Annotated in this window: 21 protein-coding genes; 13 read left to right on the forward strand and 8 right to left on the reverse strand. The window is 69.2% G+C overall.

Going from position 1 to position 25,633, the window contains the following annotated elements:
- Positions 1-9: 9 nt before the first annotated feature.
- From ACNJ7E_RS33885 to ACNJ7E_RS33910, 6 genes are all read left to right on the forward strand, one after another.
- On the forward strand, positions 10-951 hold the full coding sequence (locus tag ACNJ7E_RS33885) for a PAC2 family protein (RefSeq protein ID WP_009473532.1): 942 nt from the start codon (positions 10-12) through the stop codon (positions 949-951).
- Entirely contained in the window at positions 948-2,099 is a 1,152-nt protein-coding gene (locus ACNJ7E_RS33890) for an MFS transporter (RefSeq protein ID WP_280780049.1), read from the forward strand. The genes ACNJ7E_RS33885 and ACNJ7E_RS33890 overlap by 4 nt, the downstream gene beginning before the upstream one ends.
- A 90-nt stretch (positions 2,100-2,189) precedes the next feature.
- Complete coding sequence (gene nirB / locus ACNJ7E_RS33895; protein WP_418341956.1) at positions 2,190-4,685, forward strand: nitrite reductase large subunit NirB; 2,496 nt, start codon at positions 2,190-2,192, stop codon at positions 4,683-4,685.
- Positions 4,682-5,008 (forward strand): Rieske (2Fe-2S) protein, encoded by a 327-nt coding sequence (locus ACNJ7E_RS33900; RefSeq protein WP_280780047.1) that lies wholly within the window; start codon positions 4,682-4,684, stop codon positions 5,006-5,008. The genes nirB and ACNJ7E_RS33900 overlap by 4 nt, the downstream gene beginning before the upstream one ends.
- A 124-nt stretch (positions 5,009-5,132) precedes the next feature.
- On the forward strand, positions 5,133-7,319 hold the full coding sequence (locus tag ACNJ7E_RS33905; RefSeq protein ID WP_418341957.1) for an acyltransferase family protein: 2,187 nt from the start codon (positions 5,133-5,135) through the stop codon (positions 7,317-7,319).
- A 99-nt stretch (positions 7,320-7,418) separates the two neighbouring features.
- Positions 7,419-7,997: a carboxymuconolactone decarboxylase family protein gene (locus ACNJ7E_RS33910; RefSeq protein WP_280780045.1), complete on the forward strand. Its 579-nt coding sequence runs from the start codon at positions 7,419-7,421 to the stop codon at positions 7,995-7,997.
- A gap of 14 nt (positions 7,998-8,011) precedes the next feature.
- Here the strand turns inward: ACNJ7E_RS33910 and ACNJ7E_RS33915 are convergent, their stop codons facing one another.
- Positions 8,012-8,452 (reverse strand): DUF3224 domain-containing protein, encoded by a 441-nt coding sequence (locus tag ACNJ7E_RS33915; RefSeq protein WP_280780044.1) that lies wholly within the window; start codon positions 8,450-8,452, stop codon positions 8,012-8,014.
- Between the two features lie 65 nt (positions 8,453-8,517).
- Here ACNJ7E_RS33915 and ACNJ7E_RS33920 point away from each other — a divergent pair, with 65 nt between their 5' ends.
- Positions 8,518-9,318 carry a helix-turn-helix domain-containing protein gene (locus tag ACNJ7E_RS33920; RefSeq protein WP_280780043.1) on the forward strand — a complete coding sequence of 267 codons (801 nt, stop codon included), beginning with the start codon at positions 8,518-8,520 and terminating at the stop codon, positions 9,316-9,318.
- Between the two features lie 16 nt (positions 9,319-9,334).
- Here ACNJ7E_RS33920 and ACNJ7E_RS33925 read toward each other — a convergent pair whose 3' ends face one another.
- Positions 9,335-9,547, reverse strand: a complete 213-nt coding sequence (locus ACNJ7E_RS33925; RefSeq protein WP_280780042.1) for a helix-hairpin-helix domain-containing protein — start codon at positions 9,545-9,547, stop codon at positions 9,335-9,337.
- Between the two features lie 11 nt (positions 9,548-9,558).
- The gene (locus ACNJ7E_RS33930; protein ID WP_007299039.1) at positions 9,559-10,140 is read right to left on the reverse strand and encodes a helix-turn-helix domain-containing protein; all 582 of its coding nucleotides are present in this window, start codon (positions 10,138-10,140) and stop codon (positions 9,559-9,561) included.
- Between the two features lie 47 nt (positions 10,141-10,187).
- Here ACNJ7E_RS33930 and ACNJ7E_RS33935 point away from each other — a divergent pair, with 47 nt between their 5' ends.
- The 6 genes from ACNJ7E_RS33935 to ACNJ7E_RS33960 all read left to right on the forward strand — a co-directional run bounded on the left by ACNJ7E_RS33935 (position 10,188) and on the right by ACNJ7E_RS33960 (position 20,965).
- Positions 10,188-11,027, forward strand: coding sequence for a class I SAM-dependent methyltransferase (locus tag ACNJ7E_RS33935; protein WP_283354448.1), 840 nt, complete (start codon positions 10,188-10,190; stop codon positions 11,025-11,027).
- A 171-nt stretch (positions 11,028-11,198) separates the two neighbouring features.
- Positions 11,199-12,320, forward strand: coding sequence for a helix-turn-helix domain-containing protein (locus tag ACNJ7E_RS33940; RefSeq protein ID WP_280780040.1), 1,122 nt, complete (start codon positions 11,199-11,201; stop codon positions 12,318-12,320).
- Between the two features lie 182 nt (positions 12,321-12,502).
- Positions 12,503-13,666, forward strand: a complete 1,164-nt coding sequence (locus ACNJ7E_RS33945; RefSeq protein ID WP_418341958.1) for a hypothetical protein — start codon at positions 12,503-12,505, stop codon at positions 13,664-13,666.
- Between the two features lie 302 nt (positions 13,667-13,968).
- The gene (locus ACNJ7E_RS33950; protein ID WP_349307530.1) at positions 13,969-15,420 is read left to right on the forward strand and encodes a TIGR02677 family protein; all 1,452 of its coding nucleotides are present in this window, start codon (positions 13,969-13,971) and stop codon (positions 15,418-15,420) included.
- On the forward strand, positions 15,417-16,811 hold the full coding sequence (locus ACNJ7E_RS33955; RefSeq protein WP_418341959.1) for a TIGR02678 family protein: 1,395 nt from the start codon (positions 15,417-15,419) through the stop codon (positions 16,809-16,811). Before ACNJ7E_RS33950 ends, ACNJ7E_RS33955 begins: the two co-directional genes overlap by 4 nt.
- A complete protein-coding gene (locus ACNJ7E_RS33960; protein WP_418341960.1) occupies positions 16,808-20,965 on the forward strand; it encodes a TIGR02680 family protein in 4,158 nt (1,385 codons plus the stop codon). The genes ACNJ7E_RS33955 and ACNJ7E_RS33960 overlap by 4 nt, the downstream gene beginning before the upstream one ends.
- A gap of 42 nt (positions 20,966-21,007) precedes the next feature.
- Here the strand turns inward: ACNJ7E_RS33960 and mshC are convergent, their stop codons facing one another.
- From mshC to ACNJ7E_RS33985, 5 genes are all read right to left on the reverse strand, one after another.
- A complete protein-coding gene (gene mshC, locus ACNJ7E_RS33965; RefSeq protein ID WP_283354452.1) occupies positions 21,008-22,255 on the reverse strand; it encodes a cysteine--1-D-myo-inosityl 2-amino-2-deoxy-alpha-D-glucopyranoside ligase in 1,248 nt (415 codons plus the stop codon).
- A 73-nt stretch (positions 22,256-22,328) separates the two neighbouring features.
- Complete coding sequence (locus ACNJ7E_RS33970; RefSeq protein ID WP_280780036.1) at positions 22,329-23,132, reverse strand: SCO1664 family protein; 804 nt, start codon at positions 23,130-23,132, stop codon at positions 22,329-22,331.
- Between the two features lie 3 nt (positions 23,133-23,135).
- Positions 23,136-23,729 carry a DUF3090 domain-containing protein gene (locus tag ACNJ7E_RS33975; protein ID WP_005243068.1) on the reverse strand — a complete coding sequence of 198 codons (594 nt, stop codon included), beginning with the start codon at positions 23,727-23,729 and terminating at the stop codon, positions 23,136-23,138.
- Positions 23,730-23,929: 200 nt separating this feature from the next.
- Positions 23,930-24,628, reverse strand: coding sequence for a histidine phosphatase family protein (locus tag ACNJ7E_RS33980; RefSeq protein WP_011594100.1), 699 nt, complete (start codon positions 24,626-24,628; stop codon positions 23,930-23,932).
- Between the two features lie 40 nt (positions 24,629-24,668).
- Positions 24,669-25,514, reverse strand: coding sequence for an undecaprenyl-diphosphate phosphatase (locus tag ACNJ7E_RS33985; protein WP_043788485.1), 846 nt, complete (start codon positions 25,512-25,514; stop codon positions 24,669-24,671).
- Positions 25,515-25,633: the final 119 nt, after the last annotated feature.

Genomic DNA, 25,633 nt, shown 5'->3' on the forward strand with positions numbered 1-25,633 from the left:
GCTGGGTGGGTGAGTTCCAGTGAGTTCCCCGTCACGCCTGCGGGCCGCGACGACGACACCCCCGACACCGAGGACGCCGGTGCGACGGACAGTGGCGTGCCCGTACTTCGTGACCCTGTCCTCGTCGCCGCCTTCGAGGGCTGGAACGACGCCGGCGATGCCGCGAGCGGAGCCGTCGAGCACCTCGAGTTGACCTGGGACGCCCAGCCGCTCGCCGAGCTGGACTCCGAGGAGTACTACGACTACCAGGTCAATCGACCCACGGTGCGGCAGGTCGACGGTGTCACCCGGGAGATCGTGTGGCCCGCCACCCGGCTGTCGGTGTGCTCGCCTCCCGGCAGCGACCGCGACGTGGTTCTGCTGCGTGGGATCGAACCGAACATGCGCTGGCGCAGCTTCTGCGAGGACCTCCTCGAGCTGATCGACCAGCTGCAGATCAACACCGTGGTGATCCTCGGGGCGCTGCTCGCGGACACCCCGCACACACGGCCGGTCCCGGTGACGGGCAGCGCGTACAGCAGCGAGGCCGCCGAGCGGTTCAAGCTCGAGCAGACCCGCTACGAGGGTCCGACCGGGATCACCGGGGTACTGCAGGACGCGTGCGTCCGGGCCGGTGTGCCTGCCGTGTCGTTCTGGGCGGCCGTGCCCCACTACGTGTCCCAGCCGCCGAATCCCAAGGCCACGGTGGCGCTGCTGCAACGCGTCGAGGATGTCCTGGACATCGAGGTTCCCCTCGGAGAACTCCCGGCCCAGGCCGACGACTGGCAGGAAGCCGTCACCGAGATGACCGCGGACGACGAGGAGATCGGCGAGTACGTCCGTTCCCTCGAGGAGCGCGGCGACGCCGAGACCGACATCTCCGACGCCATCTCGAAGATCGACGGTGACGCGCTCGCCGCCGAGTTCGAGCGATATCTCCGCAGGCGTGGGCCCGGCAGCTTCGGGCTGTGACGAAGAACTCATCCGAGTCGCTTCGTTCCTCGCTCCAGCGCACGGCGCTCTACGCCGGCGGTTTCCTCGGTCCGTTCGGCGGCGGGGTCGTCGCCTCGATCCTTCCCGAGATCGGGGACGACCTCGGCGTGAGTGCGTCCGCCGCGGCCGGCTCGCTGACGGCGTACCTGCTGCCGTTCGCGTTGCTGATGCTGGTGTCGGGCACGCTGGGCGCGCGGTGGGGGCAGACGCGGACCGTGCGGATCGCGTACGGCGTCTATCTGCTGTCGTCGCTGGCGTGTTTCGCGGCGCCGACGCTGCCGCTCTTCCTCGGCGCCCGCGTGCTCCAGGGGTGTTCGAACTCGTTCACGACGCCGCTGCTGCTGGCGGCGCTCGCCGCCTCGACTCCGCAGAAGCATCTGGGCCGGGCGCTGGGGGTCTTCGGCGCCTTCCAGGCCGCAGGAACGTCGAGCGCGCCGCTCGTCGGCGGGCTCGCGGCGGAGGTCGACTGGCGACTCGCGTTCCTCGTCATCGCCCTCGTGGCCGCGGTGCTGGGTCTGGTCGGCGTTCCGGACAGCGCTCCCGCCGAGCCGGGGGCACCGCGCCCGCGACTGCGCGACGCCCTCACCCCGTCGGTGCTGAGAATCGGGGTGGTGGCACTCCTCGGCTGGGGCGCGCTCGGTGGGCTGAGCTTCCTGGTCGCGTTCCGCGCCGAGGACGCCTTCGGGCTGAGCCCCACCCAGCGCGGGCTGCTCCTCACCGGGTTCGGCGTGGCAGGCATCCTCACCGCCCGCCTCGTCGGCGGGGTCATCGACAAGATCGGGGCCCGGTCAGCCGTCCTGATCGGCGCGGTCGGCGGGGCGATTCTCGTCGCGGCCGCCGGGACCGTGTCTCTCCTCGCAGTCGTGGCCGTGGCGTGGTTCGCGGCCGGAATCGCCGGTCAGTTCGTCCTGGTCGGTGTCAACGCCGCCGTGCTCGGGTCGCCGGGCCCGAACCGGGGCGGCGCGGTGTCCGTCGTGCAGGCGCTGCGGTTCATGGGCAACGCGCTCGCGCCGATCACCCTCACCCCGGTGTACTCGGTGTCGCCCGCGGCCGGCTTCCTGCTGCCCGCGCTGCTCCTCGCCGTGCTGGCCCCGCTGCTCATGCCCCGCGACCGCGCACCCGCCTGACACGCCTTCCGGGAGGGCTGTGAGGTGTTCCTGATTCCCACGTAACGTGCGCGCAGCCGTTACGACACTCCCGGGGCGGAGCCTCGACGCATGGCCAACACACCGAGTTCGAGCAAGCTGCTGGTCGTCGGCAACGGTATGGCCGGCGCACGCACCGTCGAGGAGATCCTGAACCGCGGCGGCGGCGAGCGTTTCGAGATCACAATGATCGGCGACGAGCCCTACGGCAACTACAACCGGATCATGCTCTCGCACGTGCTGTCCGGCGAAGCGGCCGTCGACGACGAGGACCTGATCCTCAACCCCATGGGCTGGTACACCGCCAACGGCGTCAAACTCCACGCCGGCGACCGCGCCGTCGCACTCGACCGGTTCGCGAAGACCGTCACCTGCGAGAGCGGCCGCGTCGTCGACTACGACGTGCTCATCATCGCCACGGGAAGCAACACGTTCTTCCCCAACATGGACGGGTTGCGCGAGCACGACGGGCGCCTGGCCCGCGGGGTGTTCGGATTCCGGAACATCGCCGACACCAACGGCATGCTGCAGATGGCGCAGGCCCGCGACGACGTGTCCGCGGTGGTGATCGGCGGCGGCCTGCTCGGTCTGGAGGCGGCGTACGGGCTGCGCACACAGGGCCTCACCGTCGACGTCGTCCACTCCCCCGGGCACCTGATGAACCAGCAGCTCGACGAACGCGGCGGGAGCGTCCTGCGCGCCGAGATCGAGAAACTCGGCGTCGGCGTCCACACCTCGATGCGGACCACCGCCGTGCTGCGCGACGAAGCGGGCCTGGTGACCGGGGTGTCGTTCGTCGACGGCTCCACCCTGGACGCCGACATGGTCGTCGTCACCGCCGGAATCCGGCCCAACACCGAACTCGCACGGGCCGCCGGGCTGGTGGTCGAACGCGGTGTGGTGGTGGACGACCAGATGCGCTGCGAGGACGAGGGTTCCGTGTACGCCGTCGGCGAGTGCGCACAGCACCGTGGGGAGACCTACGGCCTCGTCGCCCCGGTGTGGGAACAGTCGGTCATCCTCGCCGAAGTCCTCACCGGCTCCAATCCCGAAGCGGCGTACGTCGGTTCGCGCACCACCACCAAACTGAAGGTCGCCGGCGTCGACGTGGCCGCGATGGGCGTCAAGGGACCGGAGACGGCGGACGACGAGTTCGTCCAGTACTACGAACCGCGCAGCGGCACGTACAAAAGCCTCGTCGTCCGCGACGGCAAGCTGATCGGCGCCACCCTGATGGGCGACATCAGCAAGGCCGGTTTCCTCACGCAGGCGTTCGACGGCAAGGTGCCGCTGCCCGAGGAGCGGATCAGCATGCTCTTCGACGTCGGAGCCCCGAGCGCCGCGGCGAGTGTCGCCGATCTCCCCGACGACCTGCAGGTGTGCAACTGCAACGGCGTGAGCAAGGGCGATCTGGTGGCGTGCGTCCATTCCGGCGCCAAGACCCTCACCGACGTCTGTGCCCAGACCCGGGCAGGCAAGGGCTGCGGCTCGTGCAAGGGACTCGTCGCCGACATCGTGGCCTGCGCCGCGGGCGGCGAACTCGAGGCCGACCCCTCCGCAGACTGGTACGTGCCCTGCATCCCGATGACGAAGCCCGAACTCATCGCGACCATCCGGGAACGCGATCTCCGCGCCGTGTCCCAGGTGTTCGCCGAGCTCGCCGCGGACGCAAAGGAGGACGCATCCGCGAAGATGCCCCTGGCCTCGCTGCTCCGCACCATCTGGGGGCCCGACTGGGTGGACGAGCGCGGCGCGCTGTTCATCAACGACCGCGTCCACGCCAACATCCAGCGCGACGGCACGTTCTCGGTGGTCCCGCAGATGAAGGGCGGCGTCACCACGCCCGAGCAACTCCGCAAGATCGCCGACGTGGCCGACAAGTACGGCGTGCCGCTCGTGAAGGTCACCGGCGGGCAGCGCATCGACCTGCTCGGCATCAAGAAGGAAGACCTTCCCAAGGTGTGGGGTGACCTCGACATGCCGTCCGGGTTCGCCTACGGCAAGAGCATGCGCACGGTGAAGACGTGCGTCGGAACCGATTTCTGCCGCTACGGTCTCGGCGATTCGACGAGCCTCGGCATCGCGCTCGAGGAGCGGTTCCAGGGCCTGGAAACGCCCGCGAAACTGAAACTCGCGGTCGCCGGATGCCCACGTAACTGCTCGGAGGCCCTGTGCAAGGACTTCGGTGTGGTCGCGGTCGGCGACGGCCGATGGGAAATCTACGTCGGCGGCGCCGCCGGAGCGCACATCCGCAAGGGCGATCTGCTGGCCACGGTCGAATCACCGGAAGCCGTAGTGGAACTCGGCGGCCGCTTCATCCAGTACTACCGCGAGAACGCGAAATGGCTCGAACGCACGTACGACTTCGTGCCGCGGGTGGGACTCGAACATCTTCAGGCGCTACTGGTCCGAGACGAGGAGGACATCGTGAGGGGATTGGACGAGCGGATCCAGACGGCGGTGGACGGCTACCGGGATCCCTGGAAGGAGCGCAGCGCGCCGAAATCGCCCGCACAGTTCGCTCCGTCGCTCCCGCTGCTGCCGCTTCCCCAGGTGCCGGTCCGATGACCGCCCTGATCGAGGGGCCTTCCGAGGTCGCGGTGGGGCCGGTCAGCGACCTGACGCCGGGCGAAGGCCGGACGTACGTCGTGCAGAACCGTCAGGTCGCCGTATTCCTGTTGTCGGACGGCACCGTTCGGGCGATGGATGCGGTGTGCCCGCACAAGGGCGGTCCCCTCGCCGACGGACAGATCGACGCCACCGGCGTGATGTGCCCGCTCCACCAGTACGCGTTCGCCTTCGACACGGGCGCGTGCGCATCCGAGGGTGTGGGCTCGGTCCGCACCTACTCCGCGTCGGTTCGCGAAGGGTCGGTCGTCGTGCACGTGTGACTGACCATTCACGAGTGCTCTGCCCTGATACGGCGTGCCTTTCGGGAAAGTCTCGGCACCGCTGTCATCATGAGCTCAATGCTGCAGCTGAAGGGGCACGTCGCATGGACAGATCGCTGGTCGAGTGAATACCGTCGCGAGTCCGGAACGGCGACGCCGATCCGGTAACCGCCCTCCGGCCGGTGGCCGGCCCGCCGAGACGGTGTTCCGCGCGGACATCGAGGGTCTACGCGCCGTCGCCGTGCTGGCCGTGGTCCTCTTTCACGCGGGCGTGCCCGGCATCGACGGAGGGTTCGTCGGTGTCGACATCTTCTTCGTCGTCTCGGGGTTTCTCATCACCGGCCTGCTGTGGCGGAACGTCGCGACCACCGGCCACGTCGGGCTGGCCGAGTTCTACGGTGCGCGGGCCCGCAGGCTGCTGCCCGCCGGGTGCATCGTGCTGGTGGCCACTGCGATCGGCTCGGCCCTGCTCCTGCCCCCTCTGCAGGCCCGCGCGGTCCTCGGTGACGGGATCGCCAGTGCGCTGTACGTCGGTAACTACCGGTTCGCCCTGCACGGCACCGACTATCTGGCCGCCGACGCGCCCCCGTCACCGTTCCAGCACTACTGGTCGCTCGGCGTGGAAGAGCAGTTCTACCTGCTGTGGCCGGCGCTGATCATCGGGGTCGCCTGGCTCGTCCGGCGCAGGTCACGGCGCCTCGACGCGGACGAAACACCGTCGACGACCCCGTATCTGATCGTGCTCGCCGTGGTCGCCGCAGTGTCGTTTGCGGTCTCACTCGACTGGACCCGGACCCTGCCGCCGTGGGCGTTCTTCTCGTTGCCCGCCCGCGGCTGGGAACTGGCCGCAGGCGGGTTGGTCGCCCTGTCGGTTCGGCACTGGCAGCGGCTGCCGTCGGTGGTCGCCGCCGCGGCCGGGTGGACGGGTTTCGCGCTGATCGTCGTCGCCTGTTTCCGACTCGGTGAGACGACGCCCTACCCCGGAACCGCCGCACTGGTGCCGGTCGTCGGCACGGTGCTGGTGATCGGGGCGGGGTGTTCGGCGCCCCGGCTGGGTGTCGGGCGGAGCCTGTCACTGCGGCCGATGCGGGCGGTCGGGCGGGTGTCCTATTCCTGGTACCTGTGGCACTGGCCGGTCTTGCTGCTCGCGCCGATCGTGCTCGGCCGCTCGCTCGACCTGACCGACCGTCTGGCGATGGTCATGGTGTCCGCGGGTCTGGCCGGCCTGACACTGGTCCTGGTCGAGAATCCCGTGCGCTTCGCTGCCCCGCTGCGTCGCTCGGCCTCGCGCAGCCTCGTGCTCGGCGGCGCCGTCACCGTCATCGCTGTCTGTGCGGCGCTGGTGCTGTTGGTGGCGCGGCCGGTTCCGGTCGGACACGGAGCCGCGGCCGCGGCCCTCACCGTCTCTGCGCCGGCCGGATCGGCGCCTCCCGCAGTCGATCCGCGCGACGCGGCGGTACACGACATGACCGCGCAGGTGCAGGCGGCGGTTGCGGAATCAGCAGGGCTGCAATCGGTCCCGTCGAACCTGTCACCGCCGCTCGCCGACGCACCGGCAGACAAGCCGGAGGTGTTCGTCAACGGCTGCGTGCGGTCGTGGCTCGAAGTGGGTCAGGACGAGTGCGCGTCGGGGACCGTGGCGTCTCCGACGACGGTGGCGCTGGTCGGAGATTCGCATGCCGCGATGTGGGCCCCGGCATTCGAATCGGCCGCCGAACAGAAACAGTGGCGGCTCGAGACGATGGGCAAGGTCACTTGCCCGCTTCTCGACCTCCCACTCACCAGCCCCTACCTCGGGCGGGCATACACCGAGTGCGAGCAGTGGCGCGGCGAGATCGTCGACCGGCTGCGGACCGAACGGCCCCGGTTGGTCGTGCTGAGCATGTCCCGGCGCTACGGCGCCGATTTCGGTTTCACCGTGTACGGCCAGGCCTGGCTCGACAGCCTGACCCGGCTGGTCACCGAACTCCGGGCCACGGGCGCGGCCGTCCTCGTCCTCGGACCGATCCCGGATCCGCAGTCGACGGTGCCGACCTGTCTGTCCGCCCACCTGGACGACGCGACCGCCTGCTCACCGCCACGGCCGGTCGCGGTGAACGACGCCGGCGTCGCGGCCGAGGCCACGGCCACCGCCGTAGGCGGCGGGCGGTACGCCGACCTCACCTCCCTGTTCTGCACCACCGAGCGCTGTCCCGTCATCGTCGGCAACGACCTCGTGTACCGCGACGACAACCACCTGACCCTCGAACACGCTCAGGCACTCTCGCCCGTCGTCGCCGCGCTGGCCGACCGGGCACTCGCACCGGGCTGACCGGTTGCGACGGTTCCTGCAATCACATCCGGTTCGGGTGTCACATTCGGCCGGTGGCCGGTGTCTCATGCCGAGAGCACAACAACCGGAGGAGGAATCATGGCCAGCAGTACCCGGATCCCGAAGGCCGAGCTGACCGGCATCTACGGCGCGATCGTCAAGCGGACGTCCCGCAAGATGCTCGGCGAGGTAGCCGAACCGGTCGAGGTCGCGTGGCACAACCGGAAGGTGCTGAACTTCAGCTTCAGCGTCGGCCGCCAGGCACGGAAGTGGGATCAGTGTGACGAGAACCTGAAGTCGTTCGCCCACATGGCGGTGGCCTGCCTGGTCGGATGCAGCTTCTGCCTGGACTTCGGCTACTTCCACGCCCACAACGAGGGGCTCGATCTGACCAAAGCACGCGAGGTGCCCCGCTGGCGCCAGTCGGACGTGTTCACCCCGCTGGAGCGGGATGTGCTCGAGTACGCCGAAGCGATGACCCAGACCCCGCCGACGGTCACCGACGAAATGTCGGCCAGGCTGCTCGAGGCGCTCGGCCCGGCCGCGCTGGTGGAACTGACCGCGTTCGTCGCGCTGGCGAATCTCATGACACGCACCAACACCGCGCTCGGCATCGAATCACAGGGCTTCGCGACGGCGTGTGGCCTCGAGCCCCTCGCCGCACCCACGACGACATGAGCGACGTCGAAATATCAGCCGACGTCGTACGACAGAACGAATTCGTAGCCGCTGTCGCCGGGTCCTGCGATGGACAGGTCCGCGCTGCCGCGTAGGTCGATCAGACCGCCGGTGCCCATACCCGGCACCACCTCGATCCGGGCCGACACCGAACCCTGGTCCTGGCTGCCGATGTGCTGGAACACGCACGTCCCGTCGTGCCCGCCGATCGAGCCCTCGAAACGCTCGAGGCCGAGCACCGGCGCGGCATCGGCCTTGTACGCGATCAGGTAGACCACTGTGCTCGTTCCCTCGATGTCCCCGGAGTACGAGTACGCGACGGTCGCTCGGTTGGCACCGCGAGTGGGGTAATAGGTGTCGCCGGCGGTCGTGCCTTCGCCGTCGATGTCGACGATTACCGATTCCGACCACGCGGCGATGGAGAACTTGCCTCGTGCAGTGTGTGAGTAGCTCATGACACGTGACTCTAGGTACGAGGCAGCGTGGCGTTCTTGAACATTCGCGACACTAGGATGAGCGAATGTCGACTGTGCCAGGACACCCCGAGGCGATCGTCCGCCCGACGGCCGCCACACCGGGGTTCGAGGTCGAACGGGTCGCTCCCCGAGAGGCTTTGGCCGAGTTCGTCGACTACCACTGGCTGGTGAGGTGGTCGGTGCCGAAGCCCCATCGACAGCAGGTGGTGCCCCAGCCCCGCGTTCATGTCGCTGCCGAGGACGGACAGTTGCTGGTGCACGGGATCTCCCGGTCGCCGTTCTACCGAACACTGACCGGGAACGGCCACGTGCTGGGAGCCGCCTTCCACGCCGGAGGGTTCCGGCCTCTGCTGAAGGGCAGCGTCGGCGCGATCTCGGGAACCGTCCAGCCCGGACGGCATCTGCTCGCCGGTGACGATCGCCCGGTCGCGGAGCGGATCCTCGCCGGCACGGACAGCGCGGAGATGATCGACACCTTCGAGCAATACCTTCTCCGCACCGATCCCGTTCCGGATCCGACGGGACGGGAGATCACAGCCCTGGTGGGCGACGCCCAGTGCAACCGCGACATCGTCCGGGCAGACCAGCTCGCCGCACACGCCGGCTGCAGCCTGCGCACCCTGCAACGGCTGTTCACCGAGTACGTCGGCATCGGCCCGAAGTGGGTAATCCAGCGATTCCGCATCCTCGACGCGGCCGGCGCCGCCCACTCGGGCGAGAGGATCGACTGGTCGGCGCTCGCCTACGAACTGGGGTTCAGCGACCAGGCTCACCTGACCCGTGTCTTCACTCACGTGGTCGGGACACCACCGGCTACCTATCAGCGCACGCACGGCCGGCTGTAGGGCGGCCGGGTTCGGTTCACTTCGCGAAGCCGAGCCCCCGCTCCGCGAGTTCCTCCTCGAGGATTCGGATCGCCTTCGGTCCGACGCCGTGGATCTTCAACAGTTCCTTGGCGGTGACCGTCGTCAGTTGATCGAAACGCGTATAGCCGTGGGACGCGAGCTCACGACGGGAGACCTTTCCCATGCTCGCCGGAAACTCTGTCTGACCCGTTGTGTCGGAAGACGACATGTCCGTCCTTTCTACTCGTTGTGATCGGCGTGCAGGTGGGCACGCTCCCCGTCGTGGTCGAAGATCGTGAGGATCTCGACGGGACCGTCGTGGGCGCCGATGGAGTGCGGCACCATGGTCGAGAACTCCGCTGCGGCACCGGCTTCGATAAGTATGGTTCGCTCACCGAGCTGCAGGCGGGCCGTCCCCGATAACACGGTGAACCACTCGTGGCCGGGGTGCACACTCACATGCTCGGGGCCCGCGGGCCGGTCGGAGGTGATGCGCATCTTCGCCACGGTCGCGCCGTGGAGCGCGCGTTCGCGGGACAGCAGCCAGATTGTCAGGCCTCGCGTGTGTTCGGGCTGCGGTCGGATCACCACATCCTCGTCCTCGACGGACTCGACGAGCTGATCGAGCGTGGTGCCGAGGGCCCGCGCGATCGGGACCAGTTGGTCGAGGGCGATCCTGCGGTGGCCGGTCTCGATGCGGCTCAGCGTGGACGGACTGAGAAAGCAGCGCGCAGCGAGCACGTCCAGTGACCAGCCGCGGGCCAGCCGAAGCCCCCTGATGCGTTGACGAATCACGCTGTCCAACCCGACTTCTTGCGTCATAGGCAAGAGTGTATGCGTGCAACGCAGGATGTGGCTAGCCTGGAGCCATGACACAGCATTCCCATCACCACAGCGGGCACACTCCCGAGCACGAGGCGGCGCTCGCGGATCTACTGGACCTGGACGCCGAGGTGTTCGGGTCCTACCTGGATTCCGTGGCCGAATGGGTCGGACAGCGCACCCGAGAGACCCCGCGCCGCGTCGTCGACGTGGGGGCAGGCACGGGCGTCGGCAGCCTGACCCTGGCTCGACAATTCCCCACGGCAGAGGTGATCGCGCTCGACAGGTCGGAGGTGATGCTCACGCGCCTGCGCACGGCCGCGCACGGGCAGGGACTGACCGGGCGGTTGAGCGTCGTCCACGCCGATCTGGATGTCGCCTGGCCCGCAGTCGACGCGGCGGACGTCGTGTGGGCAGCCTCCTCGTTGCACGAGGTCGCCGACCCCGACCGGGTGCTCCAGGACATGTACGGTGCGCTGAATACCGGCGGCGTGCTGGTGGTCGTCGAGATGGACGCGCTGCCGCGCCTCCTTCCGGACGACCTAGGCCTGGGCCGCCCTGGCCTGGAGTCGCGCTGCCACGAGGCCTTGGCGCGGTTGGACTGGAACGCGCACCCGAACTGGCGGTCCCATGTGGAACGGGCCGGTTTCGTGGACGTCGAGGAGCGCAGTTTCACCAGCGAGGCAACCCCGGCCCCACCGAGCACCGGACGCTATGCACAGAACTTCCTGCGCCGCATTCGCTCCGCGCTCGACAGACAGCTTTCCGCCGACGACCGCGACACTCTCGATCACCTTCTCGCGGACGACGACCCCGACAGCGTCCTGCACCGCGGGGATCTGACGGTGCGGGGCAGCCGGACCGTATGGATTGCCCGACGCCCCTGAACCCGACGGACGGAGTGGAACTCCCTCACGCCGTCTGCGCCTGTGGGAACCGGTCCACGTGGAAGTGGTGAGTTGTGGCGGGATCCGACCACTCGGCGAGGCTCGGAACCGACCACGATCATTCGGTGTATTTTCCGGTTCCGTCTCGGACCGATTTAGTAGACTGACGACGTGCCGAATCAGGAGAACGCCGAATTCGCAGGCAGCGAGCCGAAGGTGCCGTTTCCCAAGCCGGAACGCGACATCGATCTCTACCGCCGGGCGATCGCCACCCTCCAGGCCGCACTCCCCCACGGCTGGACGTTGACGTCCGGAAAGTCCCGCTCCCTCGCCGACGCGCCGGAACGATTGCTGGTCGGCGCACCCAACGGCGAGGTGGCGTCCTTCTCCGTCATCCCCGCCCGGGGGGTGCTCGCGGGCGACGCCGCCCGGTTCGCCGACGGGTTGTCCGGATCCGATCGCGGATTCGTCTGCGCCCGTTACCTTTCCGAGCCGGTTCGCCGTCAACTCGACGCCAGGGGTCTCTCCTACGCCGATGCGACGGGCAACACCTCCCTGGCGGCGGACCGGCCTGCGATCTGGGTGCGCGACCGGGGCGCCGACGCCGACCCGTGGCGTGGCCCCGGCCGTCCGGCCGCCCAGCTGACCGGCGATCCTGCCGCCCGGGTCGTGCGCGCCCTCGCCGATCATTCGGGTCAGCTGACGGTCCCCGAACTCGTCCGACTGTCCGGCGCGTCCACCGGCGCGACCTATCGGGTGGTGGAAACCCTGGAGGAACGCGATCTGCTCGAACGTCTCCCCCGTGGCCCCATCACCAGCGTCCGGTGGCAGCAGATGCTGCGCGCCTGGAGCAGTGACTCCAGTTTCAAGGACTGCCCCACGGTCGGCTACTTCGCACCCGAGGGAGTGCAGTCGTTCGTCGCGAAACTCGGGAAGGTCTCCGGCCACCTCTACGCGGTGACCGGGTCACTCGCCGCGGCGGCGTTCGTCGAATACGCGCCGGCGCATCAGGTCCAGATCTACGCCGACCACGGCGAGGCGCTGGCCGGCGCACTCGAGCTACGCCCCGTCGATCAGGGTGCCAACGTCCTCGTCGCCACTCCCCGATCGGCTGCGGTCTTCGAGCGCACCCTGTTCCGCGACAACGTTCGTCTGGTCGCCCCGGCCCAGGCCTTCGCGGATCTTCTCGCCGGCACCGGTCGTCATCCGCAGGAGGCGGAGCACCTCCTCGATTGGATGACCGAGAACGTGACCGAGTGGAGAACAGCCCTCGGCGCACCGACGGTTACCTGACCGATCACTCGCCGCGGGCGAAAATGCCCGAGTGTGCGCAACACGACCACGCCACGCCGCGCGTGATGGCGCGCACAAGCGTGCTCGGGTAGCAGGATGTACATCTTGTGGCCTCACCGAGTGAGTCGGAACGGGCCTGACGGAAGTCGCGATCCGTTCGCAAAACGAATAGGGGTACTTGCATGTCCATGGGAGTCGGGCTCAGGATCGGCAGTGTCGTGTCCACCGCGGTGGTGGCGTCGAACGATCCAGGATCCCCGGATCCGGTCGTCATCGTCCGGGACACCGTCCTGCACATGTGCCCGGACGGCACCGCAATTCTCGGCGGGTCGGCGCCACACACGATCGGCGACACCCACACCGTGTCGGGGTTCCTTCCCCGCGTCGGCGACCCGGCCGGTGTCGCGGTCGGTGACGGATCGCGCTACCGCGCTGAAGACCTGGTCGCGGGCGCGATGCGGTGCCTGCTCCGGGAGTGCGAACCTCTCCCCGACCACGGCGGTCGGACCGGCGGCGCCCCCGACATCATGGCCGCCTACCCCACCCGCTGGGACTCGGCCGCCGTCGCGGCGCTCCGCGACGCCCTGGACTACGCCGACATGGCCTACCTGTCCCTCGTCTCGGACGCCGAAGCCGCCGCAGCCTGGTTCGAATCCGAGATCGCGGAGCGTCCCGGGCAGCTGGTCGGCATCTATCACGTCGACGACACCGGCGCGACCGTCGCGCTGATCCGCTCGGGCGTCGAGGCAGGCAAGGCGTTTCGTTTCTCCTCGGGGGGTTCTCCCACGGCCCAGATCGCCACGGCGCTCGGGGCGTTCGGCTGGCTGCCCAGCAACCTCGATGCCGTGGTCATCACGGGCGACGGCCTGATCGCGCGGGACTCCGCGGCCATTCACGGGTTCGCGAACACCGTCGGTGAGAAGTTCGGTGTGCGATGTGTCGTCGGCCCGGGCCCCGAGCAGACCGCAGCGCTCGGTGCCGCCATCCGCGCCGCCGGATTCAACCCGACCACTCACAGGGTCACCCCGATCGGCCTGCCGCCGTCGTACGACGTCACCGAGGTGATCGACGCCGTGGTCGGTGAGCCGGTGCCCTCGACCTCGACAACCGCGAGCCGGCCGGCGACGCGCACGCCCAACCCCGCGTCGGCCGCGGCGGTGGGCGCCTCCCCTGCCCGGGCGTCGGGCGGAACGGCGGTCGCGACACCACCGGAACCTCGCGCAGTCGCGCAGTCCGGCGACGAATCCACCTCCGACCCGACGTCCCGGGCGTCCTGGCTCGTCGCCGCGGCAGTCGGGCTGGCTCTCGTGCTGGTGGCGATCGTCTTCGTGCTGTTCGTCCTCTGAATGCCTGCCTCCCGTCATCGGTGCAGCGGCGGGGTGAGGCGGGTTGATCGTGAGGATGGAACATCGGTGACAGAGGGTGGTTCATACGCGACCGAGCACCTGAATTCGGTAAATTACAGCGTTCCGTCAGGTTCCGATTCAGATTCCAGCGTTGATGGTGCGCGTCGGCACGGCGTTCGCTCGAGGGCTGGGCGACCGCATAACCTGTCACGGTGAGTGAATCAGGCAGCGATCCCGGTCGGTCCCCCTCGGGGCTGCGCGCAGCGCGTTCGGCGGTTGCTCCCCCACTCCGAGACGACCGGTTGAAACTGTTCGCCTTCACCACGGCGGAGAAGCGCGCGGAGTACCTGTGGGTGCTGCGGGCCTTCGACCACGCCCGCGCCAACTACGTCGTCCTGCTCCACGCCGGCGACGTCGCCCGCATTCTGGACGGTCTCGCCTGCGACGATCCGTCCGGACAACTCGGCGCCGGCGACGTCACTCCCCTGCTCGAGCAACTGCACGTCTGGGAAGTGCTCGAACGCAGCTACGACGGAACCCGCGCCGCCACGCTGGCCGAATACCGGAACCGGCACTTCGTCTATCAGTTCAGCCAGGCCGGCTACCAGGTGTTCCGAGCCGTCGAGGACGCTCTGGCGGCCCGGCTCGACGACGCGTCGCTGTCCCGCCTGGCGCTGCCCGACCTCCTCGCCGACATGAACGACCTGGCCGCCGCGAATCGTGCGGCCGACAACGACCTCGTGTACCGGAAACTCAACCGTCTCGACGCGACGCTGTCGGACATGGCCGGACGCGCCGCCCAGTTCTACCTGACCCTCGGCGACCTCGTCCGCACCACGGAGATCACGCCCGAGACGTTCATGTCCCACAAGGACGCTCTCCTCACGCACATGCGCGAGTTCAGCTCCGACCTCTCACGCTTTGCACCGAAACTCGCGGCGGCCATCGCGCTCGTGGAAGACACCGGCGTCGAGACGATGGTGGCGCGGGCCGCCGCCAGCGACGAGCGGGTGTTCCTCGGCATCGAAGAGCGCGAAGCCGATTGGCGCGCGCGATGGGCGGGATTGACGCATTGGTTCGTCGGGAGCGAGGCCGGTCTCAGCGAGTCGGAACGCCTCCGCGAGGGCACGATGAGTGCCATCGCCGCCGTCCTGTCGCTGCTGCGCCGCGTCACCGAGACCCGCAAGGGCGGTGTCAGCAGGGAGAGCCAATTACGCCACCTCGCAGGCTGGTTCGCCGCGACTCCGACCGAGGACGCCGCGCATGCGCTGTTCCAGGCCGTGTTCGACCTCGGGCGTCCGCGCCACCTGTCGATGGTGCATCCGGACGCCGACATCATTCCCGACACGCGGTCGTGGTGGGAGGCCCAGCCCGTCGAGATCTCCCGCACGCTGGCCGAGACGGGACGTCCCCCGTCGCCCGGCCTGCCCGCACGGGTGCAGCGCAACGAGGGCAGCGTGCGCCGCCTGCGGGAGGAACAGCTGACCGCACAACGACTTCGCGCCGCCGCCGCCCAGTCGCTGGCCCGGGGCGGGGTCTACGAGCGGGAACTCGACGAGGCCGAAACCGACGTGCTGCTGAGTCTGCTCAACGCCGCGCTGACGGCGCGGGTTCCGGTCAGCGGCCGTGTGAAGAGCAGCACAGGATCGGAGAACGGTGTGAAGCTCACCCTCAGCCCACACAGCGAATCGACGGTGGTGCGCACCGCCCGAGGACGCCTGCACCTCGACGGACTGCAGGTGAGCGTTCGGTGAAGGCACGGGAGATCTCGCCGCTCGCCCTCGACTCGTATCAGCGCGCCGCCCGCGTCATTCTGTCGAATCACCTGGTGACACAGACCTATCCGGATCGCATCGCACTCCCCCTGATCCGCCGGTGGGCCACCGAATTACGCGACGATCTGATGACGCTCTTCGGGTACCGACTCGAAGTCACGGAGACGACCGCCCGGCTGTTCACGGTGAGCGACCGACTCGACGCCGGGACCCCGGCCAAGACGGCCACCGACCGCACGTTCGACCGGTACCGCTACGCCTACCTCGCGTTGGCGCTGGCCGCCCTCGGCCGCGCCGGAAACCAGATCACCCTGTCCGAGCTCGCCGATCACGTGGCCGCCGACGCCGCACAGGTCGACGGTGTGGACCTGTCCACGGAACGCGCGTCCGACCGGGATGCGTTCGTCGACGCCGTCGGCTGGCTCGCCGCCCGCGGCGCGATCGCCCTCGCCGACGGCGACGCGGGCGGCTGGGCCGCCAATCCCGATGCGGGAGAGGCGCTCTACGACATCGACAGGTCCGTCGTCATCGCCCTGTTCCGGCCGCCGCGCGCACTGCAGCACCTCCGGTCCATCCGCGGACTGCTCGCCGGTGCGGACGCGGTGACCGAGGACGACACCTCCGAGTTCGGGACCGCCCGGCCGGTCGATGTGAAGGAGACCGCGCGGCGGGTCCGGCGTGCTCTCGTCGAACGGCCCGTGGTCTACGCCGCCGACCTCGACGATGACGAGCTGATGCAACTCGCACTCCCCCGCACCGCAGCCGATGTCGAGTTGCTCACCGGACTGGTCGCGGAGCGGCGTGAGGAGGGTGTCGCGATGATCGACTCCTCCGGACGTCTGTCCGACGTCCGGTTCCCCGGTACGGGAACGGTCGCGCAGGTCGCGCTCCTGCTCGCCGGCGAGATCGCCGATCGCGTACTGGATCCGGATGCCCCGGAGACGGCCCGGATGCCGCTGCCGCGGGACCGATTCGACGACCTGATCGAACAGGTCGACAGCGCCATTCCGCAGTCCGGGATCTTCGACAGCCTCGCCGGCCACGACGGATTCGAACCCGCGGACCCCGCCCCCGCGGACCGGCTGTTCCCGGTCATCGAGGACGCGTGGATCGCCGGCACCGTCCGGACACTGACCGAACGGTTCGGGCGCACGTTCGCCGCCGGGTGGCAGGCGGACCCGGACGGTCTGGGACGCGCGGCGCTGGCGCTGCTCGAGCGGCTACGCCTCACCGCGGCCGTGCCGGGTGGTGTGCTCGCACTCCCGGCACTCGCCCGCTACCGGGGTGTGGTGGTCACGATCCGCGACCGCACACCCGAGATCGACCTGTTCCAGAGCTCAGCGAACGACAGCGAGGAAGTCACAGCATGACGAGTGCGCGTTTCCGGCCCACCCGCGCCGGGATCATCAACCTCTGGGACTACCGCGATCAGGAGTTCTCCTTCGCCGACGGTCGCCTCGTTCTCCGCGGTCCCAACGGATCCGGCAAGACGAAGGCCCTCGAAGTGCTGTTCCCGTTCGTCCTCGACGGCCGGATCGAACCCCGGCGCCTCAATCCGTTCGCCGGCGAGGAACGCACCATGAAGTCGAACCTCCTGTACCGCGGGCAGGAGAGCGCGTACTCGTACGTCTGGATGGAGTTCTGCCGCGGCGCGAAGGACGACCCCGAGGCCGTCACCGTGGGCATCGGCATGCGCGCCACCCGCACCAACGACAAGGTCACGCGCTGGTACTTCGTCGCCGACGGTCGCGTCGGCGTCGACTTCTCCCTGCTCGGCAGCGACGACCGTCCGCTCACGAAAAAGCAACTGGGCGAGCAGATCGGCACCGACTCCATCACCGACCGGCCGCTCGACTACCGCGCCGCCATCGACGCCCGGATGTTCGGGCTCGGCGTCCAGCGCTACGACCAGCTGATCAACCTCATCCTCACGCTCCGGCGGCCCCAGCTCGCGAAGAACCTCGACCCCAAGGGACTGTCGCAGGCACTCACCGACGGTCTGCGACCGCTCGACGAGCAACTGGTCCTCGAGGCCGCCCGTTCGTTCAGCGACATGGAGGAGGTCGGCCGGGCACTCGAGGGGCTGGCCGCGGCGGACCAGGCGGCACAGAGCTTCGTCGGCGTGTACGCGAAATACCTTCGCCAGCAGGCGCGTACGGACGTCGACCACCTCGCGACCCGCCTGGAGGCCGTCCGATCCGGTATCGCCGCCCTCCATGGGGCGGCAGCGGACCGGGCGCGCAGCCAGGAGAGTCGAGCGGCCGCCGAAGAACGCTTCACCGCCGCCGAACGCGCACTCGACCAGGCCAATGCCACCCTGGACGCGCTGAAGCGGTCGACGGCGTACGAGGGACGGACACAACTCGACGACCTCGCGCAGGCCGTCTCGACGCTCGAGAAATCGACCGAACTGCAGGCCGAGAAGGCGCGCAAGGCCAAGGCGACCCTCGAACAGCGAGCCGAGGAACACGACAAGGCCGGTGACGCCGTCGCCCGCGCCGTCGAAGCGCTCACCCACGCCGAAGACGAACTTCACCTCGCCGCCGAGGACGCGGGAATCACCTGGACCGCACTCCCCGAGAACGCGCGCACCGACCAGCTGACCGCGGCGCTGCGCGGGCACACCGAAGAACGCGACGGCGACATCCGCGCGGTCCGGGCCGCACTCGCCACCGTCGAGAGGGCGGCCACCGAGCGGACCCGCGCCGACGAGGCGGCACGCCGCGGCCAGGAGCAACTCGACACCGCGACGGTGGCCGTTCTCGAAGCCGAGACGGCGGTCGAATCGGCCCGCAGCCGCTGCGCCGGCGAACTCCGATCCTGGTGGACGGAACAGTCGTCCCTCTACGCCGAGATCGACGCGCCCGCTTCCTTGTTCGAGGCCCTGGACACCGCCCTCGGCCGGATCGGCGACGACGACGCCGCCACTCTGTCGGAGACGCTGACCGAACAGACGACGGACGCCGTCGACGCGCTCCGGCTGCGTCGTCAGCAGTACGACCGCGACGTCGCCGCCGCCGAGGAGGCGATCGCCGAACACGAATCCGCCCGCGCGGCCATCGAATCCGAGCACGACGACGCCCCGCCGCTCTCGGCCGCCCGGCAGGACGCCCGGTCCCGGCTGACCGGTGCACCGCTGTGGCGCCTCGTCCGCTTCGCCGACGGTGTCGACGTCGCCGCGGCGGCAGGAATCGAGGCCGCACTGCAGGCCGCGAATCTCCTCGACGGTTGGGTGCCCGTCGACGACGCACTCCCCGACGTCGAATCCGAACAGTTCCTCGTGTCCCTTCCGGCCGGGGATCGGCCCACCGGCACGACCCTCGCCGACGTTCTCGAGGTCGAACAGGACACGGGCGTTCCCGACGATCGCGTGCGCGGGATCCTCGAGTCCATCGCCCTCGAATCCCTCGACCTGTCCGAAGGTCCGGTCGGTGTCGCCGAAGACGGTGCGTACCGGCAGGGAATCCAGCGCGGACGCCACACGAAATCGGACGCCGAGTACATCGGAACCACCGCACGGGCCCGCAGGCGCGCCACCCGTATCGCCGAACTCGACAGGATCCTCGAGGAAACCCGGGCGACCCTCGACGAGACCCGGGCGGCCGCGGATGCGGCAGCGGCGCTGCTGTCGCGGACCACCGCGGCGGCGCAGGCCCTGCCCCGCACCGGATCGATCCTCACGGCGCTGAAGAAGGTCACCGAATCCGCAGGCGCACTCCGCAGCCGCTCCGACACGGCGACAGCGGTCGGTCGCGAACTCGACCAGGCCATCGCGGACCTTTCGGCGAAGGAGAAGCAGCTCCGGGCCACTGCGTCGACGCACCGGACTCCCCACGTCGCCCGCGAGATCGACTCGCTCGCCGCGGCCGTCCGGCATTTCGAGAAGCAGGGCGAGATGGTGCAGCGGTGCAGGCGCGAACACGCCAAGGAGGTGGAGCACACCCGCGAGTCCGAGGACCGACTGCACGAGGCGCGCGGCAGCGCGGAGGAGTTCGCGGAAGAAGCTGCCATCGCCGAAGAGGTTCTCGCGCAACAGGTCCAACGCCTCGAGACGCTGCGCGACACGCTGGGAGCGGGGGCCGAGCAGTTGGACCGGCAACTCGAGGAGGCGCACGCGCGGATCGAGGCATGCAAGAAGGAGCAGCGCGACGCCCGCAAGGCCGACAAGGACGCGGGTGAGGCCATCGGTAAAGCCGAGGGCGCGTACAACACCGCCGTCCAGACGCTCCGGCTGGCGCTCACCGAAACGCACGCCGACGCCGCCCGCCTCGCGCCGTACGCCCGGCGCGACCTACTCGAACTCCTCGGCGTCGACGGCGGCCACACCTGGCCGGCGAGCTCGGCGGCGTGGATGAGTGCCGAACAGCTGGTGTATCGAATCCAGAACGCCGAAGACGACACCCCGATCCTGCCGCCCGAAGTGGACGCACTGTTCCGCGCACTGGACGGCGCCACCGAATCGGTGCGGGTCAGCGACTCGGCGCGCAAGTCGACGCGCACCGCGCTCACCACCGCGCTGCAGGATTTCGACGCACAATTGGCGGCCGCCGGCCAGGACTACCGGTTGCAGTGGGACGCCCCGGACGGCGTGACCGTGGTGCAGGTGCAGGACGACGAGGGTTACTCGTCGATCGGCGAGTTCGCCGCCCGCATCGCGTCCGCTCGCTCCGATCAGGAACTGCTGCTCACCGAATCCGAGCGTCGCATCCTGGAGGACGCGCTGCTCACGGGTCTCGCACAGCAGATCCACGAACGGACCGTCGACGCCCGCGAACTCATCGCCCGGATGGGCACCGAGATGCGGGAGCGCCGGATGTCGTCCGGCAACACCATCGGGGTCCACTGGGTGCTCGCCGACAACCTCGACGACAGCGCGAAGGCGATCTCCAAACTGCTCGAGCGCGACACCTCGGCGCTGGGGCCGGACGAACTCGCCACGATGCGCGCCCACTTCGCCCATCAGATCAGGACTGCCCGCGCAGCCCACCCGGAGCGTTCGTACCCGGAGATCCTGGCGTCCGCCCTCGACTACCGGCGGTGGCGGGTGTTCTCGTTCACCCTGATCAGCGGCAACGGCAACGAAGACCGGCTGACCGTCGCCCGGCACAGCGCACTCTCCGGCGGCGAGCAGTCCGTCTCGCTGCACCTGCCGTTGTTCGCCGCAGCGCACGTCATGCTCGATTCCGCCGACCCCCATGCACCGCGACTGCTGGCGCTGGACGAGGCGTTCGCCGGCGTCGACGACAACGGCCGGGCCGAACTGCTCGGCCTCAGCGTGCAATTCGACCTCGACCTGTTCATGACCGGGTTCGACCTGTGGATCACGTACGGCGGCGTGCCGGGGTGCGCGCACTACGATCTGGCGCACTCGACAGCCGAGCAGAGCGTCAGCGCCACGCTGCTCGTGTGGTCGGATGGCGAACTACTCGCCGAACACGACGGCACCGACCTGGCGCAGGCGCTCGGTTCGCCCCTCCGCAGGCGCGTCCCGACGCCCGCGGAGGGTGCCCTCGAGTTCGCCTGACCCGTGAGTACTTGTTAACCGCGGGCGGCGGTTAACAAGTACTCACGGGCGCCGGAGGCGCACACCGAGCAGGGCGTCCACGGCGGCGGCGAATTCGCCCGGCGCGTTCGTGTCCGAGCCACCGTTGTCGAGAGCGCGACGGGCCCAGCCGTCGAGGGCGTCGAGCGCCTTCGGGGTGTCGAGATCGTCCGCGAGATGCTGACGCAGGCGGGCGATCGTGTCGGTGGCCGACTGCGCCGACTCGAGTGCGGCGGCGTCCTTCCACAGCTGCAGCCGGGTGTGGGCGTCGGCGAGAACCTGCTCGGTCCACGGGCGGTCCTGCCGGTAGTGCCCGGACAGCAGTCCGAGGCGGATGGCGGCCGGGTCGACACCCTCGCCGCGCAGCTTCGACACGAACACGAGGTTGCCGCGGCTCTTCGACATCTTCTCGCCGTCGAGACCGATCATGCCGGTGTGCACGTAGTGGCGGGCGAAGCGACGGTCGCCCGTGGCCGACTCGGCGTGCGCCGCGGAGTACTCGTGGTGCGGGAAGATCAGGTCGCTGCCGCCGCCTTGCACGTCGAAACCCGAGCCGATGCGGTTGAGGGCGATGGCCGAACACTCGATGTGCCAGCCGGGGCGCCCGGGACCGAACGGCGACGGCCACGACGGCTCCCCCGGGCGGACCGCACGCCACACCAGCGCGTCGAGGGGATCTTCCTTGCCGGGGCGGTCGGGGTCGCCGCCGCGCTCGGCGAAGAACTTGTCCATCGTCTCGCGGTCGTAGCCGGACTCGTACCCGAACTGCTCGGTCGCATTGGCGCGGAAGTACACGTCGGGGAATTCGGGGTCGTCGACGACGTAGGCGGCGCCGGACGCGACGAACTTCTCGACCATCTCGATCACTTCGCCGATCGACTCCACCGCGCCGATGTAGTCGCGCGGGGGCAGCACCCGGAGGGCTTCCATGTCTTCGCGGAACAGCGCGGTCTCGCGCATGCCGAGGACGACCCAGTCCTCGCCGTCGCGGTTGGCGCGCTCGAACAGCGGGTCGTCGACGTCGGTGACGTTCTGGACGTAGTGCACGTCGTGCCCGGCGTCACGCCAGATCCGGTTCACCAGATCGAACGTCAGGTACGTGGCCGCGTGACCGAGGTGGGTGGCGTCGTAGGGGGTGATACCGCACACGTACATCGTGGCCGTGCGTCCGGGAGTGACGGGACGTACCTGCCGGTCAGCGGTGTCGAACAACCGCAGCGGAGGCCCCTGGCCTGGAACGGACGGGACAGCGGTTTCGGACCAAGACTGCATGAGAGCGAGCCTAGTGGACCCGCATTTCCGCCTCGGAGGGAGCCGCCGCCCCCACGGGCACCGAACGGTTCCGTCAGAACGCGGGCCACGGAATCGGCCGGTGACCGTTCGGCCGGGGCATCACCGGTGCCGCGAGGAGGTCCACGGCACGCTCGTACAGCGCGGCGACCTCGCCGGACGTGATGTGCTCACCCAGCCGCGCACCGAAGTCGCCCTCGAGCGAGGAGATCAGTTCGGCGATGTCGACGACGAGGGCGCCCGGCACCTCCGTCCCGGCCCACCCCCACAACACGGTCCGCAGCTTGTTCTCCGTGTGCAGGCAGATGCCGTGGTCGACGCCGTAGACGGACCCGTCGAGCCCCTCGAGTGCGTGGCCGCCCTTGCGGTCGGCGTTGTTGATCAGCACGTCGAGGACCGCCATCCGCTGTAGCCGCGGGTCGTCGGCGTGGATGAGCGCGACCGGTTCTCCGTCCATGTCGGTGGCGCGCAGGATTTCGAACCACCCCTCGGGAACGGCGTCGGGAGCGCAGATGTCGACCAGGTCGAGACCGCCGGTGTCGTCGGCGTGCCGGTCGGGGGTGTCGACCCACCGCTGCACCATCCCCGGGCCGAACGGACCGTCCCGCAGGAGAGTGCGGGGAATCACACCCCACCCGAGCTGCTCGGATACGAGATACGACGCGTATTCACGTCCGGCGAGCGTGCCGTCGGGGAAGTCCCACAACGGACGCTCCCCGCGGACCGGCTTGTACACGCAGCGGACGGTGGTCTCACCCTCGACCGCGTCGCACACCAGGGTGGCGTTACTGGCGTGGGTGATCTGGCCGATGAGGGTCAGCTCGCCGGACTCCAGAGGATCGGACTCCTCGGCAGACACCCGTCAGTCCTCCTCGTCCATCTCCGGGGTGAGGCCGAAGCTCTGGCCACGGCGGTACCCGTTGGTCCGGATGCAGATGTGCCCCTCCGGCGCCAGTGGCTCACCGCACAGCGGGCACGGCGCGCGTCCGGCGGCGATGACCCGTTCGGACCGCAACGAGAAGTCCCGCGCCTGCAACGGGGTGAGGAAGACGCGCACGGCGTCCGGCCCGTCCTCGGAGTCGTCGAGAACGACGGACTCGTCGAACTCCGTCTCGCTGACGGCGAGCAGTTCCACCACGACGGCTCCGGCGTCCGCGTCCCAGCCCAGGCCCATCGTGCCGACCCGGAACTCGGCGTCGATCGGGGTGACGAGGGGGCTCGCGTCGTCGAGTTCGGCCCCCTCCGGGGGAACCTCCGTCCCGAACCGGCGGTGCACTTCCTCGAGGAGGAGCCCCATCCGGTCGGCCAGTACCTGGACCTGCTGTTTCTCCAGCAGGACGCTGATCACTCGCGCCTCGTGTACTGCCTGGAGATAGAACGACCTGTCGCCGGGCTCACCCACCGTCCCGGCAATGAATCGGTCAGGAGTGCGGAATACGTGAATTGCGCGTGACATTGCACCTCCTTCGGCTGGAGCCGGGCCCTACTGCGGCGCTGCCCACTCGTTGTTCCGTCTCGGACTGTTCCTCGCAGCATGTTGCGTTCATTATCCGTCAATCGTCACCGGCGGGGTCCGCCTAATCGTCACCGGCGGGGTCCGCCTAATCCTCACCGGCGGGGTCCGCCTAATCGTCACCGGCGGGGTCCGCCTAATCCTCACAGGCGGACCTCCCCGCCGGGCACCGATCCGGATACTTCGGCGCGGGCGCCGTCTCCGGACACCGGTGGCGTGTTGACTCCGGACAGATCGGCGCCGGTGTCGTTCATCTTCAGCACGTACGGACGGGTGGAGGTGTACCGGACGACGCTGATCGAGGCCGGCTCGGCGACGATCCGCTGGAATCCGTCGAGGTGCGCGCCGAGGGCGTCCGCGAGGACCGACTTGATGACGTCGCCGTGTGAGCACGCCACCCACACGACGTCGCGGCCGTGCAGTTCCGCGAGCCGTGCGTCGTGCTCGCGGACCGCGGCGACGGCCCGGGCCTGGACCTGCGCCAGACCTTCTCCCCCCGGGAACACCGCGGCGGACGCGTGCTGCTGCACGATCTTCCACAGCGGTTCCTCGAGCAGGACCTTCAGCTCGCGACCCGTCCACTCGCCGTAGTCGACCTCGACCAGCCGATGTTCCACCACGGGGGTCAGGCCCCGGGCCCGGGCGAGCGGTTCCACGGTCTGCTCGCACCGCACGAGCGGCGAATGCACGATCTCCTCGATGGCCACGTCGGCGAGCCGGGACACGATGGCTTGCGCCTGCTCGCGGCCGCGGTCGTCGAGTTCGACTCCCGGTGACCGGCCGGCAAGCGTGTGTGCAGTGTTCGAGGTCGACCGCCCGTGGCGCAGCAGCACAACTGTCATTGGCCCAGCCTAGTGTCGTGCACTCCCCGGCTGCCCGATCTCAGGTGGCCGACACGACGCCGGTCGCGAGAAGCGACAGGACGATCACGCCGAGGATGATGCGGTAGCCGACGAACCAGTACATCGAGTGGTCGACGACGAAACGGAGCAGCCACGCGATCGACGCGTAGCCGATGGCGAACGCGATCGCGGTGGCGACGAGAAGCTGCGGGCCGCTCGCGTTGAGACCCTCACCGGCCGGTTCGAACGCGTCCGGCAGGCTGAACAGCCCGGACGCGACGACCGCGGGGATCGCGAGGAGGAAGGAGTAGCGCGCCGCGGCTTCACGGGTGAGTCCGAGGAAGAGGCCTGCGCTGATCGTGCCGCCCGACCGCGAGACGCCCGGGATCAGTGCGAGCGCCTGGGCGGAACCCATGATGATGCCGTCCTTGGCACGCAGGTCCTCGACGGGACGCACCTTCCGCCCGTAGTACTCGGCCGCCGCGATGACCAACGCGAACACGATCAGCATGGTGGCGATCAGCCACAGGTTGCGGGCACCGGTGCGGATCTGGTCCTTGAACAGGAACCCGAGCACACCCACCGGGATCGTGCCGATGATCACATACCAGCCCATCCGGTAATCGAGATCACTGCGATGCTCGGGATGGAACAGTCCCCGGAACCATCCGGCGATGATCCGTCCGATGTCGCGGGCGAAGTAGATGAGCACCGCGGCTTCCGTGCCGAGCTGGGTGACGGCGGTGAAGGACGCACCGGCGTCGTCACCGAAGAAGATCTCCGACACGATCCGAAGATGGCCGGACGAGGAGATCGGCAGGAACTCGGTCAATCCCTGGACCGCACCGAGGACAATCGCCTGGAGCCAGGACATCGCCTCGCCCATCACTCACCGGTCCCGTGGTCGAATGTGCCGCTCTGACGCCAATTTCCCATGTCGCGTTCGTAATTCACCGGCGCCACGGTACCGGGGAGGGCGACCTCCGGCAGAATCCGGCGTGGCAG

Origin of the sequence: Rhodococcus mengyinensis, assembly GCF_048381435.1 — a bacterium.
Lineage (GTDB): Bacteria > Actinomycetota > Actinomycetes > Mycobacteriales > Mycobacteriaceae > Rhodococcus_F > Rhodococcus_F opacus_D.

Excerpts from the sequence above, each read along its gene's own strand:
- nirB (WP_418341956.1), top strand. The coding sequence starts at position 2,190 with ATGGCCAACACACCGAGTTCGAGCAAGCTGCTGGTCGTCGGCAACGGT.
- ACNJ7E_RS33900 (WP_280780047.1), top strand. The coding sequence starts at position 4,682 with ATGACCGCCCTGATCGAGGGGCCTTCCGAGGTCGCGGTGGGGCCGGTC.
- ACNJ7E_RS33910 (WP_280780045.1), top strand. The coding sequence starts at position 7,419 with ATGGCCAGCAGTACCCGGATCCCGAAGGCCGAGCTGACCGGCATCTAC.
- ACNJ7E_RS33915 (WP_280780044.1), bottom strand. The coding sequence starts at position 8,452 with ATGAGCTACTCACACACTGCACGAGGCAAGTTCTCCATCGCCGCGTGG.
- ACNJ7E_RS33920 (WP_280780043.1), top strand. The coding sequence starts at position 8,518 with ATGTCGACTGTGCCAGGACACCCCGAGGCGATCGTCCGCCCGACGGCC.
- ACNJ7E_RS33925 (WP_280780042.1), bottom strand. The coding sequence starts at position 9,547 with ATGTCGTCTTCCGACACAACGGGTCAGACAGAGTTTCCGGCGAGCATG.
- ACNJ7E_RS33930 (WP_007299039.1), bottom strand. The coding sequence starts at position 10,140 with ATGACGCAAGAAGTCGGGTTGGACAGCGTGATTCGTCAACGCATCAGG.
- ACNJ7E_RS33935 (WP_283354448.1), top strand. The coding sequence starts at position 10,188 with ATGACACAGCATTCCCATCACCACAGCGGGCACACTCCCGAGCACGAG.
- ACNJ7E_RS33945 (WP_418341958.1), top strand. The coding sequence starts at position 12,503 with ATGTCCATGGGAGTCGGGCTCAGGATCGGCAGTGTCGTGTCCACCGCG.
- ACNJ7E_RS33960 (WP_418341960.1), top strand. The coding sequence starts at position 16,808 with ATGACGAGTGCGCGTTTCCGGCCCACCCGCGCCGGGATCATCAACCTC.
- mshC (WP_283354452.1), bottom strand. The coding sequence starts at position 22,255 with ATGCAGTCTTGGTCCGAAACCGCTGTCCCGTCCGTTCCAGGCCAGGGG.
- ACNJ7E_RS33975 (WP_005243068.1), bottom strand. The coding sequence starts at position 23,729 with ATGTCACGCGCAATTCACGTATTCCGCACTCCTGACCGATTCATTGCC.
- ACNJ7E_RS33980 (WP_011594100.1), bottom strand. The coding sequence starts at position 24,628 with ATGACAGTTGTGCTGCTGCGCCACGGGCGGTCGACCTCGAACACTGCA.
- ACNJ7E_RS33985 (WP_043788485.1), bottom strand. The coding sequence starts at position 25,514 with ATGGGCGAGGCGATGTCCTGGCTCCAGGCGATTGTCCTCGGTGCGGTC.